Annotated in this window: 16 protein-coding genes and 1 pseudogene; 5 read left to right on the top strand and 12 right to left on the bottom strand. The window is 67.6% G+C overall.

Features of this window, described 5'->3' with window-relative positions:
• Positions 1–403: 403 nt before the first annotated feature.
• The 3 genes and pseudogenes from G6N16_RS10155 to G6N16_RS10145 all read right to left on the bottom strand — a co-directional run bounded on the left by G6N16_RS10155 (position 404) and on the right by G6N16_RS10145 (position 3,020).
• Positions 404–1,594: a tyrosine-type recombinase/integrase gene (locus G6N16_RS10155; RefSeq protein WP_234805763.1), complete on the bottom strand. Its 1,191-nt coding sequence runs from the start codon at positions 1,592–1,594 to the stop codon at positions 404–406.
• 104 nt (positions 1,595–1,698) lie between these two features.
• Positions 1,699–2,631, bottom strand: a pseudogene (locus tag G6N16_RS10150) (YifB family Mg chelatase-like AAA ATPase); the annotation flags it as partial.
• On the bottom strand, positions 2,631–3,020 hold the full coding sequence (locus G6N16_RS10145) for a YraN family protein (protein WP_083029830.1): 390 nt from the start codon (positions 3,018–3,020) through the stop codon (positions 2,631–2,633). The pseudogene G6N16_RS10150 and the gene G6N16_RS10145, both read right to left, overlap by 1 nt.
• Positions 3,021–3,190: 170 nt before the next feature.
• On the opposite strand from G6N16_RS10145, the gene G6N16_RS10140 reads away from it, so the two are divergent.
• Both G6N16_RS10140 and G6N16_RS10135 read left to right on the top strand, forming a co-directional pair.
• Positions 3,191–4,057, top strand: a complete 867-nt coding sequence (locus G6N16_RS10140) for an acyl-CoA thioesterase (RefSeq protein ID WP_083029831.1) — start codon at positions 3,191–3,193, stop codon at positions 4,055–4,057.
• Positions 4,058–4,116: 59 nt separating this feature from the next.
• Positions 4,117–4,374 carry a hypothetical protein gene (locus tag G6N16_RS10135; RefSeq protein WP_234805764.1) on the top strand — a complete coding sequence of 86 codons (258 nt, stop codon included), beginning with the start codon at positions 4,117–4,119 and terminating at the stop codon, positions 4,372–4,374.
• A 7-nt stretch (positions 4,375–4,381) separates the two neighbouring features.
• On the opposite strand, the gene G6N16_RS10130 is transcribed toward G6N16_RS10135, so the two are convergent.
• From G6N16_RS10130 to rplS, 4 genes are all read right to left on the bottom strand, one after another.
• Complete coding sequence (locus G6N16_RS10130; protein WP_083029832.1) at positions 4,382–4,687, bottom strand: DUF2469 domain-containing protein; 306 nt, start codon at positions 4,685–4,687, stop codon at positions 4,382–4,384.
• 59 nt (positions 4,688–4,746) lie between these two features.
• Positions 4,747–5,442, bottom strand: a complete 696-nt coding sequence (locus G6N16_RS10125) for a ribonuclease HII (protein WP_083029833.1) — start codon at positions 5,440–5,442, stop codon at positions 4,747–4,749.
• Positions 5,443–6,300 carry a signal peptidase I gene (gene lepB, locus G6N16_RS10120; protein ID WP_083029834.1) on the bottom strand — a complete coding sequence of 286 codons (858 nt, stop codon included), beginning with the start codon at positions 6,298–6,300 and terminating at the stop codon, positions 5,443–5,445.
• Between the two features lie 62 nt (positions 6,301–6,362).
• Positions 6,363–6,704 (bottom strand): 50S ribosomal protein L19, encoded by a 342-nt coding sequence (gene rplS, locus G6N16_RS10115; protein WP_083029835.1) that lies wholly within the window; start codon positions 6,702–6,704, stop codon positions 6,363–6,365.
• A 298-nt stretch (positions 6,705–7,002) separates the two neighbouring features.
• Here rplS and G6N16_RS10110 point away from each other — a divergent pair, with 298 nt between their 5' ends.
• Positions 7,003–7,908, top strand: a complete 906-nt coding sequence (locus tag G6N16_RS10110) for a serine hydrolase (RefSeq protein WP_083029836.1) — start codon at positions 7,003–7,005, stop codon at positions 7,906–7,908.
• A 70-nt stretch (positions 7,909–7,978) separates the two neighbouring features.
• Here the strand turns inward: G6N16_RS10110 and trmD are convergent, their stop codons facing one another.
• From trmD to G6N16_RS10085, 5 genes are all read right to left on the bottom strand, one after another.
• Entirely contained in the window at positions 7,979–8,665 is a 687-nt protein-coding gene (trmD, locus tag G6N16_RS10105) for a tRNA (guanosine(37)-N1)-methyltransferase TrmD (protein WP_083029837.1), read from the bottom strand.
• Between the two features lie 8 nt (positions 8,666–8,673).
• A complete protein-coding gene (gene rimM / locus G6N16_RS10100) occupies positions 8,674–9,216 on the bottom strand; it encodes a ribosome maturation factor RimM (RefSeq protein WP_083029838.1) in 543 nt (180 codons plus the stop codon).
• 5 nt (positions 9,217–9,221) lie between these two features.
• On the bottom strand, positions 9,222–9,464 hold the full coding sequence (locus G6N16_RS10095; protein WP_083029839.1) for an RNA-binding protein: 243 nt from the start codon (positions 9,462–9,464) through the stop codon (positions 9,222–9,224).
• Positions 9,461–9,913, bottom strand: a complete 453-nt coding sequence (rpsP, locus tag G6N16_RS10090; RefSeq protein WP_083029840.1) for a 30S ribosomal protein S16 — start codon at positions 9,911–9,913, stop codon at positions 9,461–9,463. Before rpsP ends, G6N16_RS10095 begins: the two co-directional genes overlap by 4 nt.
• A 177-nt stretch (positions 9,914–10,090) precedes the next feature.
• Positions 10,091–10,510, bottom strand: coding sequence for a nuclear transport factor 2 family protein (locus G6N16_RS10085; RefSeq protein ID WP_083029841.1), 420 nt, complete (start codon positions 10,508–10,510; stop codon positions 10,091–10,093).
• A gap of 381 nt (positions 10,511–10,891) precedes the next feature.
• Here G6N16_RS10085 and G6N16_RS10080 point away from each other — a divergent pair, with 381 nt between their 5' ends.
• Both G6N16_RS10080 and G6N16_RS10075 read left to right on the top strand, forming a co-directional pair.
• Positions 10,892–12,535 (top strand): diflavin oxidoreductase, encoded by a 1,644-nt coding sequence (locus tag G6N16_RS10080; RefSeq protein WP_407663633.1) that lies wholly within the window; start codon positions 10,892–10,894, stop codon positions 12,533–12,535.
• A 29-nt stretch (positions 12,536–12,564) separates the two neighbouring features.
• On the top strand, positions 12,565–13,437 hold the full coding sequence (locus tag G6N16_RS10075) for a D-alanyl-D-alanine carboxypeptidase family protein (RefSeq protein WP_083029842.1): 873 nt from the start codon (positions 12,565–12,567) through the stop codon (positions 13,435–13,437).
• Positions 13,438–13,683 lie beyond the last annotated feature (246 nt).

Raw genomic sequence — 13,683 nt, 5'->3', positions numbered from 1 at the left:
TCCTCGATGTACCAACGGCGATGATGCCGCTTGCACAGCAGGGTGTTGCTATGAAAGGCAGCCCGATCTTTACAGATACGGCAGTACTTCGAGTTCGCTCCATACGCCGTGGATAGTGGTTCCGCGCCAGCTAGGAAATCGAGCATGGACTGCTTCGCAGCCGCCGCGACCAACCAGTCCTCGTGATGATTGGAGCAGAGCCTATCGGTGCTATCAGACCGCGGCCGCTCACAATTTGGGACGTTGCACGCCCAAGGAAAAACATAGTGATCGGGCGGAATGAAGATAACCTCGTCTCGGAATAGCGGGTCAAAAGTAGGGGACGCGATGAGAGCTAAGAGCAATTCCAGTCTGTCCTGGTGGACACGACTTCCGTAGTCTTCGGCAAGAATCGCCAGTATCTTCAACGTTCATTCTCCCGCCATACGCGCTCCAAGGCGCTAGAAAAAACTGGGTCGTCGACATCGACGTGGCCATAGATTTCCTCAACCGTTGAGGCCGAAGCCCAGCCGCCCGCATCTCGTGCGATAAGCGCGTTACCCCCAGCTGCACTCAGAACGTCTGTAGCGAATTGATGCCGCAAAGCGTGCGGCTTAACGAGGCCGATACCAGCTCGATGACTCGTCCGCGCAAGCATTCCGCGAAGCGCGGAGGCGGCCCATGGTCCGCCACTTTGTGCGCCGTGCAACTGCACGAAGAGCATGCCGTGGTCCGCGTTCGGCGGGTATTCGGTCGTCATGTATTCGAAGTACGAGTGGACCATCGCGGGGCTGACTCTGCGAATTGCCCCACCGATTACGACCCCATCACTGAGAGTCCAATCAACCTTGGTCTTGACACGACTCCCATTGGGGTTGAGTTCCCTGTGGCAGATATGGACATGTCTGGATTTGCATTGACCGCAAACAGCATTCGCGCGGAGATGTAGATCCACCAAGTGAAGGCCGCAAAGCTCCCCCACTCGAAACCCGCCATCAGCAAGCCAGGTGATCGCCATGCGATCGCGGGCAGTCAGCGCTGCGGCAACCAGGGTTTCACGGGCGTGTTGAGGGGGAAGCTTCGGATGACGGCGGACACTTCGGGATGGTGAAAGCGGATTTCCACTTACGCCGGAGACGGTATGCCCCAGAAATTTTCTTCGCCTGTCCAACTTTGTTGGCAGTCGCGTTTGGTTCAGTTCCGTCGCGAGGTCGCGACGAGTTCCACGCGACCCGAGATGCACATAGAAGCCCTTGAGACAAGACGCAGCCGTAACAAGGGCGCTCTGCGAGTACGGCTTCTTGCCGGCCCGCCACGGGGTGCCGTAGGGCCCACGAAACTTAGCGCCGAGCGCAGCCATATAGCGCGAAAGGTGAGCAGCGCTGACGGTTTCAATAGTCAGGCCTTCCCTTCTGAGCCATCGCAGGTGATCGACCAGCATGTACGCATAAGTCCTGGCTGTACCGACGGTGAACGTCTTCAGATAGCGATCGGCCGCCTCGTGCACATGCCCATCCGGCTCGACGATGGTGAACGCCATTTGACCAGTGCTGAAAACGACCTTCTGGACCCGCAAGCCGTCCAAAACTGGCCGACCACTCAAGTTCTCTGCCACCTTCCTCCGTGTTGAATCAGCAGACAGTACACGTCCTCGAGGACATGTTTGGTTAAGCCTCGACTCGGCCCACAAAGTGCCATGACACGCACACGTCCCGTACACATCCGGACATGTTCGGTAATGTCGAGGAACAGCACGCCGCGATGCGCCCGGCTGACCGCACCCGGGCGGGCCAGGCCCGCCCCACCGCCGACGAGGGCGGCCACCGACGCGGTGTGGTGCGGGGCCACGAACGGCGGGGTGGTGATCAGCGGGGTGTCCTCGGCCAGCATTCCAGCCACCGAGTGGATGGCGGTGACCTCCAGCGCCTCGGTGTCCGAGAGCACCGGTAGCAGACCCGGGAGTCGTTGGGCCAGCATGGTTTTCCCCACTCCGGGCGGGCCGGTAAACAGCAGGTGGTGGGCGCCGGCGGCAGCCAGCTCCAGGGCGTAGCGGGCCTGGGTCTGGCCGATGACGTCGGCGAGATCGGGAATCGGCTCGGCGGTTCCAATGGCCCGTTCCCGCCGCTCTTCCAGCACAGCCTTCCCGTTGAGCCAGTCGATCAGTTGGCACAGGGTGTGCACTCCGAGTACCTCAATCCCGTCGACCAGGCTGGCCTCGGCGAGGTTGTCGGCGGCCACGACCGCGGTGTGGCGGCCCTCCCGCGCGGCGGCCAGCACCGCCGGCAGCACCCCGCGGACTCCGCGCACCCGCCCGTCGAGGGCGAGTTCCCCCAGCAGCACCGTGTCCTGCAGGCGGGCCCACGGGCGTTTGCCGGTGGCAGCGAGTGTCGATGCGGCCAGGGCGAGATCGTAGGCGCTGCCGACCTTGCGCAGGGTGGCCGGAGACAGCGACCAGGTCAGCCGTTTCATCGGCCAGTCCCGTTCACTATTGGTGATGGCGGCGCGCACCCGGTCGCGGGATTCCTGCACGGCCGTATCCGGCAGCCCGACGATGTGCACGCCCGGCAGCCCGGACGCCACGTCGGCCTCGACCTCGACGATGTGTCCCCGCAGCCCGCTGATGGCCACCGAGTAGGCGCGCCCGAGTGTCATCACCCCACCGCCCTGATGTGGGACAGCTCCGGCTCCCGACCACGACGCATGCGGATCCCGATGACATCGAGCCGGATGGCCGACCAGCCTGCCTGTTGCCCGCCCAGCCAGACGCCGGCCAGCCGGCGCAGCCTGCGCATCTTCGCGTCGGTGACGGCCTGTTCCACTCCCCCGAATCCGTCGCCGGTCCGGGTCTTCACCTCCACGAAGACGACGGTGGCCGAGCCGGTACAGCCGTCGTATTCCTGTGCGATGACGTCGATTTCGCCCCAGCGGCATCGCCAGTTGCGGTCCAGGATGTCCAACCCGCACTCCAGCAGGTAGTCGACGGCCAGTTGTTCACCGAAGGCGCCGATCTCGGCCCGGGTGAGTCGCTGCGGTGGGCTCATGGCCCCACTGTGGACGCACCGACCGGCAGGCACGGTTCAGCGACAGTGCTTTTCGTCCGGAACCGCGGGGGTTATGCACACACCCGAATCCATCGACAATCGCACGCGGTCGGCGGCCGTCAGTATTCGGTACGCCCGGACATAGTGCGTCGGAATGCAACAATGCGACGATGACCACCGCTTCGTCACTGCACAACGACCTGATCAACGCGCTGACGTTGCGGTCGCAGCCCGACGGCAGTTGGCGGGCGCCCTATTTCAGTGACGGCCGGGGTGTGGTCTTCGGCGGACAGTTGCTCGGCCAGGGCATCGTCGCCGCGTCACACCAGATGCCGGACAAGCGCGTGCACACCGTGCAGACGCTGTTCGCGCGCGGCGTGCGGGCGGACGAACCGGCCGACATCCGCGTCGTGACCATGCACGAGGGGCGCAACATCGGCAGTGTGACCGTCAGTTTCGTGCAGGACGGACGCACGTGTGCCCGCATGCTGGTGCTGTTAGACGCCGAGGAGCCGGATCTGGTGTTCTACCAGATCGAGATGCCCGACGTCGACGCACCCGATCCCGCCGTCGCTCAAGCGCATCCACTGACCGCCCCGGAGACGATCATCGTCGGTGACGTCGACGTCCGCGACCCGGCGCTGACCGGACCGGCGAATTTGCAACTGTGGGTGCGCTTTCCCGATGCGCCCGCCGATGACCCCGGGCTGCACCGCGCGCTCGTCGCACACACCACCGACGGCTGGTCCATCGCGACCGCCATGCGGCCGCACCCGAATCTGGGACAGGCCATGGCGCACAAGACGGTATCGACGGCGGTCTTGACCCAGACGCTGAGCTTCCACGGCGACCTGGACGCCCGCGAGTGGCTGCTGCTGGATCTGGAGACGATCACCAGCGGCGGCGGGCGTACCCACGGGCGTGGCAACATCTTCACCGCCGACGGTCGACTGGTCGCCTCCTTCGCCCAGGATGCGTTGCTGCGCAACTTCCCCCAGGGCCAGGACCCGCAGGGCAAACAACGCACGATCTTTTGATCGGAATATCCGGGCGCGCCTCCCGCATTACCCTCAACCTCAGCTTTACCCTGAGCCATGTGACGATCGCCACCGCGGACCTCGAAAGCTGCTTGTCCTCCCTGGAATTCGACCCCGAGATCCCATGCGTCTGCAAGGGCGCCTGCAGTCACCAGGAACACGCCGCCGCCTACTGGGTCACGCTGTCGTGCGGTTGCCACTACTCGTTCTGCCGGCGCGCCCTGAGCCGCGCGACCGCGCGCATGAAAGTCCGATCGGTGGACTGCCGGCGCTGCGGTACCGAGGGCATCACGGTGCGCCGCGTCACCCGCATCTAGCGGGTGACTACTCCGGCAGCCTGAGCTCGGGCTTGTCGACCTCTTCGATGTTGACGTCCTTGAAGGTGATCACCCGTACCTGCTTGACGAAGCGCGCCGGGCGGTACATATCCCACACCCAGGCGTCGGCCAGGCGCAGCTCGAAGTAGACCTCGCCGTCGGAGTTGCGCGGGATCAGTTCGACACTGTTTGCCAGGTAGAACCGGCGCTCGGTCTCGATGACGTAGCTGAACTGTCCGACGATGTCCTTGTACTCGCGGTACAGCGAGAGCTCCATCTCGGTTTCGTACTTTTCGAGATCCTCAGCGCTCATGGCTCGGCTTTCGGGTGCTCATCGACGATTTTTCTCCTCCGGTGACCAATCATTGTCCCTCATCCACCGGCCTGCGCGACGTCAGGGCGCGCCCGAACGCCCCGACGCTGCGCAGCCCCGGCCACGTTGCGGTAGGAGAACCGGTGCTCGGGGCACGGCCCGAGGCTCTCCAGCGCCGCGGTGTGGGTGGCGGTGGCGTAACCCTTGTGTTCGGCGAACCCGTAGCCGGGGTGTTGAGCATCCATGGCGACCATCAGCCGGTCCCGGCTCACCTTGGCCAGCACACTGGCCGCCGCGATGCACGCAGCAGCGGCGTCACCACCGATCACCGGCAGCGACGGCACCGCCAACCCGGGCACCCGGAAGCCGTCGGACAGCACGTAACCGGGCCGCAACGCCAGGCCGGCCACCGCGCGGCGCATCCCCTCGATGTTGGCGACGTGCACCCCGAGCCGGTCCACCTCGTCGGCCTCGATGAACACCACGTGATAGGCCAGGGCGTGCCGACGGATCAGCGGGAACAGCCGCTCCCGCTGCCGTTCGGTGAGCCTCTTGGAGTCATCGAGCGCGGCCAGGCATTCCCGGCGGTCGGCGCCGAGCACACAGGCGGCCACCACCAGCGGTCCGGCGCACGCGCCGCGGCCGACCTCGTCGACGCCCGCGACGGGGCCCAGCCCACTGCGGTACAGCGCCGATTCGAGGGTCCGCAGGCCCGTCGAGCGGCGGATGACGGTGCGCGGCGGCCAGGCCGGCACCTAGTCACCCTGCTGCGGGTTGACCGTGATGACACCACCCCAGCGGCCGGGCGGCCAGGCGATGAACCGGGCCTTGCCGATCACATTGGCCACCGGAACGGTGCCGTGATCGGGGTTGCCGGTGCAGTAGATCCGGGTCTGCAGGAAGTCGGGGCTGTTCTCGCAGTGCGCCCGCGAGTCGGCAGAGTGGGTGCGGTTGTCGCCCATCACCCAAATTTTGCCCTCGGGCACGGTGACCGGCCCGAACTCCGGACCCAGGCAGGGGTCGGTCGCCGGGTCGCGGCCCAGCGTCGCCGGGTCCAGGTACGGCTCGTGGAGCCGTTTGCCGTCGACCGTCAGGCCGGTGTTGGTGCGGCACTGGACGGTTTGTCCGGCGACCGCGATAACCCGCTTGACCAGGTCGTTCTCATCGGGCGGGACGAACCCGATGACCGACAGCGTGTTCTGCAGCATCCGCACGGCGGCGTTCTCGGAGCGGATCGACTTGTAGCCGTAGTTCCAGGACGGCGGGCCCTTGAACACGACGACATCGCCGGGGTGCGGGGAGGTGAAGCGGTAGCTCACCTTGTCCACGACGATCCGGTCCCCGGTGCAGCCCTGGCAGCCGTGCAGGGTCGGTTCCATGGATTCCGACGGGATCAGATACGGCCGCGCGACGAAGGTCAGCACGATGTAGTAGGCCGCGAGGGCGAGCACCGTCAGAACGGCAAGCTCGCGTGCCGTCGACTTCTTCTTCTCCGGTTCCGCGGCCTCATCGGCAGCCGGTTCGGCCTCCGGGGCGGCGTCTGCCTTCGGCTCGTCGACGTCGGCCTGTTCCGGGTGTTCGCCGGCCTCGGCCGGATCGGACGCGTCGGTCACAGGCTCAGGGTTCGGTCAGCGAGTGGTTCGGTCAGCAATGTGTCGGTGCTCACCGAGCGCTTTCAGCGCTTCTCCTTGATCTTGGCCTTCTTGCCGCGCAGTTCGCGCAGGTAGTACAGCTTGGCGCGGCGGACGTCACCGCGGGTGACGACCTCGATGTGGTCGACGTTGGGCGAATGCACCGGGAAGGTGCGCTCGACGCCGACGCCGTAGCTCTCCTTGCGGACGGTGAAGGTCTCGCTGACCCCGCCACCCTGCCGGCGGATGACCGCACCCTTGAACACCTGGATACGTTCCTTGCTGCCCTCGATCACCTTGACGTGCACGTTCACGGTGTCGCCGGGCGCGAAGGCCGGGATGTCGTCGCGCAGCGACGCCTGGTCGACGAAGTCCAGCGTGTTCATCGGTGATTCAATCCTTGCGGTCGCGGCCGTGGGCAGCCGAGTTCGCCGAGGTGGGCGTACCGGTTACCGAGCCGATGGGCATTCGGGGTCGTCTCGACGCGCACGGCTTGCGCAGACAACTGCTCAATTGTGCCAGATACCGCACCGTGGAGTGAAATCGCCGGGAGACGACACCGCGATGGGCGCGGAACTTCGCGGCAGTAGCCCCGGCCGTCTAGTCTGTTGCAACGGCGCGGCCATTCCGTTATCGGGCCGGCACCGACGAACAGACTCCGCCTCCGTGGGAAGGACATCAGCGATGCGCCGCCGGTCGTACCTGGTTACCAAGCGGGTGGCGGGAACGTCACTGCTGGTCCTGGCCTCGGCGTTGGCCGCCGGGTGTGAAGCCCGGGTCTACGGGTCGCCGCCGTCGCACGGCGCGGAGATCGTGACCCCCCTGGCGCCGGAGTTCGACGTCCCGGAAGCGCCGGCGACAGCCTCGTTCGACGGGCTGGGCGCCCGCACCAACCAGGCGGTGGCCGATGCGGCGGACAAGGGTGCCAGCGTTTCGGTGCTGGTCCTGGACCGCAACACCGGCCAGCAGGTCTCCGGCGGACCGGCCCGCGGGCTGGCGACCGCGTCGGTGGCCAAGCTGTTCATCGCCGACGACCTGCTCTACCGCGAGCCGAACCTGTCCGCCGAGGACCGCGGCCGACTGCAGACGATGCTGCGGTCCTCCGACGACAACGTCGCCGAGGACTTCTGGAGCCGCGGAGGCGGCAACGCGATCATTCCGCGGGTGGCCGCCCGCTACGGGCTGGGCTCGACGACCGGTCCGGGCAACGGCCGGTGGTGGAACACCATCACCTCGGGTCCGGACCTGGTCCGCTACTACGACATGCTGCTGAACGGGACGGGCGGCCTGCCGCCGGAGCGCAGCAACATCATCATCGACGCGCTGGCCCAGTCCACTCCGGTCGGTGTGGACGGCTATCCCCAGCGGTTCGGCATCCCCGACGGCCTCTACGCCGAGCCGGTGGCGGTCAAGCAGGGCTGGATGTGCTGCATCGGCGCGGACTGGATGCACCTGTCCACCGGTGTCATCGGCGCCCAGCGGCGCTACGTCATGGTGGTGTATTCGCTGCAGCCCACCGACGACGCCGCCGCCCGCCAGACCATCACCGACGTGGTGAAGACCATGTTCCCCGGCGGCCGCATCGGCTGACGAGCGAGCGCCAGCGAGCGAGGCCAGCCGTGCCAGAGGGCACAGCATCGGCTGAGACGCGAGCGCCAGCTCAGTCCAGCAGGTCCGGACGGCGCTGCCGGGTCCGTTCCCGTCGCTGCTCGGCGCGCCAGTCCGCGACCTTGGCGTGGTCCCCGGACAGCAGTACCGGTGGCACGTCGAGGTCGCGCCAGCTCGGCGGCCGGGTGTAGCTGGGGCCCTCCAGCAGACCACCGACGTGCGCCGAGTGCGAGTCGTCGCGATGGGATTCGGGGTTACCGAGGACCTCGGGCAGGAGCCTCACGACGGCCTCGACCATGACCAGCGTCGCCGACTCTCCCCCGGCCAGCACGTAGTCGCCGATGGACACCTCTTCGACTCGCATCCGCCGGGCGGCGTCGTCGGCGACCCGTTGGTCGATGCCCTCGTAGCGGCCGCAGGCGAAAACCAGATGCGACTCGGCGCTCCACCGGTGCGCGGTCTCCTGGTCGAACAGCCGCCCGGCCGGTGTCGGGATTACCAGAAGTGTTTCCTCGGTGCAGATTTCGTCGAGGGCCTCACCCCAGACCGGGGCCTTCATCACCATTCCGGGGCCACCGCCGTAGGGCGAGTCGTCCACCGAGCGGTGCACGTCGTGCGTCCACTCGCGTAGATCATGCACGCGCAGGTCGACGATGCCGGTGGCAATCGCCTTGCCCGGCAGGGACTGTCGCAATGGCGCGAGGTAGTCCGGGAAGATGGTGACGACGTCGATCCGCACGGCGAGGATCAGTCCGGCTCGGAGGAGCCGTCGGCCAGAGTCAGCAGGCCGTCGGGTGGGTCGATCTGCACCACGCCGTCGGCCAGCGACACCGTCGGGACGATGGCGGTGACGAACGGAATCAAAATCTCGGCTCCGTCAGGAGTTTTCACGCTCAACAGCTCACCGGCAGCGGTGTGCAGAACCTCGGCGACGCGCCCGACGTCGGCGCCGTCGACCGTGCGCACCGCCAACCCTTCGAGCTGGTGGTCGTAGTACTCGTCGGGGTCGGCGATCGGCGGCAGCTCGGCCGAATCGACCACGAACAGGGTGCCGCGCAGGGCGTCGGCGCCGTCGCGGTCGGCGACGCCGGCCAGCCGTATCAATAGCCGGCCGGCGTGCGGGCGAACCGATTCGATCGTCATATCCCGATCAGGGGCACCGCGGAACCCTTTGGCCCGCAGTGTTTTCCCCGCAGTGAACCGCAGGTCGGGATCGTCGGTGCGGACGTCGACGACGAGTTCGCCGGTGACACCGTGCGCCTTGGCGACCCGCCCGACGACGAGCTCCATCGCTGCTACCGGTCGGTGTCCACGACGTCGACGCGGATGCCCCGGCCGCCGATCCCGGCGACCAGGGTCCGCAGCGCGGTCGCGGTGCGGCCGCCGCGGCCGATGACCTTGCCCAGGTCATCGGGGTGAACGTGCACCTCGACGGTGCGGCCGCGCCGGTTGGTCACCAGGTCGACCCGCACATCGTCGGGGTTGTCGACGATGCCGCGAACCAGATGCTCGACGGCGTCAACGACGACGGTGCTCACTGCTCTGCGGCTTCCTCAGCCGGGGCCTCGGCGGCGGCCGGGGCCTCCTCGGCTTCGGCCTTCTTGGACTTCTTCTTCAGCGTGACGGCCGCACCCGAGGGGGCGCCGTCGGCCTCGGCCAGCGCGGCCTGGAACAGCTCCAGCTTGGACGGCTTGGCGGGCTTGACCTTCAGGGTGCCCTCGGCGCCCGGCAGGCCCTTGTGCTTCTGCCAGTCACCGGTGATCTTCAGCAGCGCGAGGACGGGCTCGGTCGGCTGCGCACCGACACCGAGCCAGTACTGGGCGCGCTCGGAGTCCACCTCGATCAGGCTGGGCTCTTCCTTCGGGTGGTACCGGCCGATCACTTCGATGGCGCGGCCATCGCGACGGGTGCGGGAGTCGGCGACGATGATGCGGTACTGGGGATTGCGGATCTTGCCGAGCCGGGTGAGCTTGATCTTGACAGCCATGTACGAAACTTCTCCTAGAAAATTGCCACGCTGCAATTCGGCGATGCCGGGCCGAGTGCCCGGATCCGGTTTTGCCTCACGTGTGTGACCACCGCGCGGCCGTGGCCGGGGGCAGACGGCTGCTCATTCTGCCAGAGTGGGCACCCCGGCCGGAAATCGCCGAGAGCACGACCTCGGTCACAGCAGCTTGTCGAAGCACTTCACCTCGACGCGACGCGTCATCCGCCAGCCCTCGGCGGTGCGGATCAGTGCGTCTTCGTACCAGAGCCCGACGAACAGCAGCTGCTTGGTCTCCGCGTTGAGCACCATCGGGTTGAAGCAGATGGTGCGGGCGGTGGCGGTGTCGCCGGACAGCCGGATGTCGACGTTGCCCAGCATGTGCGAGTAGGCCGGGAAGTTCGGCAGCACCTCCGCCAGCCAGGCCTTGACCTGCGGGAACTGTCCGTCAACCCCGCCGGATTCGCGGTAGTCGATATAGGCGTCGGGGGTGAAGACGGCGTCGAGGGCGTCGAAGTTGCGGCCGTCGATAGCGGTCGAATAGTCGATCAGAAGTTGCTGGATTTCCAGCCGGTCGGAGATCTCCTGGAGGCTCAGCACACCCCGATTCAACTACACGGGCGGTTCGGCGAGCGCAGGCGGAGGTGGTGCGAGCGCAGCGAGTGCCGGCGAAGCCGGAGTGAAGCCGGGACCGCCCGCAACCAACACGGGCGGTTCGGCGAGCGCAGGCGGAGGTGGTGCGAGCGCAGCGAGTGCCGGCGTAGCCGGAGTGAAGCCGGGACCGCCCGCAACCAACACGGGTGGTTCGGCGAGCGCAGGCGGAGGTGGTGCGAGCGCAGCGAGTGCCGGCGAAGCCGGAGTGAAGCCGGGACCGCCCGCAACCAACTTGCGCGGTTCGGCGACGCAGCAACGGGCTACGGAGGCACCGCCGGAACCAAACGACAAAGTAAGGTCTCCCTAATTCGACGGGAAGGGAACGCGGTGTCGGAATCAGCGGGGTTCTCGCTCGTCCTGGGCTACGCCAGCGATATGGGCAGCGCCGAGTACGTCGCCTACCAGCTCGCCCAGGCCGCCCAGGCGGCCGGGATCGACGTCGCAGAGGTCGAGCTCAACGAGGTGGCGCCGACGGACCTGCCGTCGTGCACCCACCTCATCGTGGTGGCCTCTACCTGGGGCGACGGGGAACTGCCCGACAATGGCGCACTGTTCTGGGAGTCCCTGTCTGCTGCCGACGCCCCGGCCCTGGAGGGGCTGCGCTTCGCCGTCGCCGGCCTTGGCGACAGCTCCTATCCGCTGTACAACAACGCCAGCCGGATCATCGATGAGCGGCTGGAGGAGCTCGGTGGGGTGCGGCTGGTGCCCCGGACGGAGTACGACTGCTATCTCGACGGCCAGGCCGCCGGATGGATCAGCGACGTGGTGAAGCTGCTGACGGCGGAGGTCACCGCTGCCGGCGGCGGGGAGGAACTCGCCCAGTCGGCATCGACTGCCGCAGCCACCGGCGACCCCGAACCGGCGCGGGCCGACGGCACGTCCTGGGACCGTGGCCACCCGTACCGGGCGCGGGTGGCGGTCAACCGGCTACTCACCGGCCCCGGCTCGGACAAGGAGGTCCGGCACTTCGAGCTCGATCTCGGCGACTCGGGCATCGCGTACCAGGCCGGGGACTCGCTGGCGGTGCAACCGCTCAACGATCCCGCCTTGGTCGATGCGGTGCTGGAGCGCCTCGGTGAACCCGGCGACCGGATTCCCGAGGGCCACGATCAGTCGCTGTCGCAGTTGCTGGCCGCCGCGGAGTTGCGCTCGCCGTCGCGGGAGTTGCGCATCCTGGTCGCCGACCGCACTCGCGACGCCGAGATTCGCGAGGTGCTCACCGGCACCGACAGTGACCGGCTGACGGCGTGGTTGTACGGCCGCGACCTGGTCGACCTGCTCGACGTCGCGGAGCTCAGCGCCGAGGAGGTGGTGGCGACGCTGCGCCCGCTGGCGCCCCGGGACTACTCGATCGCCTCGTCACCGCTGACTGATCCGAGCCGGGTGCATCTGACCGTCGCCGCGGTGCGCTACACCCGCGACGGCCGCGATCGCGCCGGTACCGCGAGCACCTTCCTGGCCGACCGGACGTCGAGCGTCGAGGTGTACCTGCGCCCCAACAACCACTTCCGGCTGCCCGCCCCCGATGTGCCGATCATCATGGTCGGGCCCGGCACCGGTATCGCACCGTTCCGGGCCTTCCTGGCCGAGCGTCAGGCCGTCGGGGCCACCGGGTCGTCGTGGCTGTTCTTCGGTGACCGGCACCGTGCCACCGACTACCTCTACCGCGAGGACCTGGAGGAATTCACCGCGTCCGGCACGCTGACCCGGCTGGACCTGGCGTTCTCCCGCGACGGAGTGGAGAAGGAATACGTGTGGCACCGGATGCTGGAGCACGCCGACGAGCTGTACGGCTGGCTGACCGACGGTGCCCACCTCTATGTCTGCGGCGACGCGACCCATATGGCCCGCGACGTCGACCGGACGCTGCACACCGTCGTCGCCCAGGGCGGTGGGCTGGATGCCGACGGCGCCCACGCGTTCGTCAACGACCTGATGCGCAACCACCGCTACCTGCGCGATGTGTATTGAGCCGCTGTCAGGCTCTACCGTGAATCCTCATGCGCCGACTGCTTGCCGCCACCGCATCCCTGTGTCTGCTGCTGACCGCCGCGCCGCCGGCCCTCGCCGATCCGGCTGATCCGCAGCCGCAGGCCAGCGTCGGCGTGCTGGACGGGCCGGCGACCGCGTGGATCGTCGCCGATCTGGACAGCGGTGAGATCCTGGCCGGCCGCAACGAGAACAACCGGTCCGGCCCGGCCAGCACCATCAAGACGCTGCTGGCCCAGGTCGTCGTCGACGAGGTGCCGCTGGACGCCACGGTCGTCGCCGACGCCGCCGACACCCGGGTGGAATGCAACTGCGCCGGGGTGGCGCCCGGCCAGACCTACACCGCACGCCAGCTGCTGGACGGGTTGCTGCTGGTGTCGGGCAACGACGCCGCCAACACCCTGGCGCACCTGCTCGGCGGGATGGATGCCACCGTGGCCAAGATGAACGCCAAGGCCGCCGCGCTGGGCGCGACATCGACGCGGGTGGGCAGCCCGTCGGGTATCGACGGGCCGGGCATCGACATGTGGTCCACCCCGCGCGATATGGCGGTGATCTTCCGCGGCGCTATGGGGTATCCGGTGCTGACCGAGATCATGGCCCAGCACAGCGCGACGTTCCCGGCCAAGGGCGGTGACCGGGTGCTGGTCAACCAGGACGAGATGCTGGCACGCTACCCGGGCTTCCTGGCCGGCAAGACCGGCTACACCGATCTGGCCCGCAAGACGTTCGTCGGCGCCGCCTCGCGCGACGGCCGTCGGCTGGTCATCGCGATGATGTACGGCCTGGTTCGCGAGGGCGGGCCCAGCTACTGGGATCAGGCCACCAGCCTGCTGGACTGGGGCTTCGCCCAGGGCCAAGGCCCGGGGATCGGCACGCTGTAACCGGGACGATGCCGGTACCGCACAGCTGTTGACGGCGGCTTGGGGCCGAACTCACGCCACGGGCGTACCCGTTTCAGGCCACCGGGGTACGCAAGTCGCTCGCTCCCCACAGCACGCTCGACAGACCACTTGTGGAACCCACCATCCACTTCTGAGCGACGAGCTCCGCGGAAGGGCCCTGACAGGCACCGGGGTGAGTCCGAATCGCAACGCCACCGCTGTCCGCGAGTGATGTGCGCTGATTAG

This window comes from Mycolicibacterium insubricum, from assembly GCF_010731615.1.
GTDB classification, from domain to species: domain Bacteria; phylum Actinomycetota; class Actinomycetes; order Mycobacteriales; family Mycobacteriaceae; genus Mycobacterium; species Mycobacterium insubricum.
Note: the sequence above shows the minus strand (reverse complement) of the source record. Positions and strands in the feature narration are given on the sequence as shown.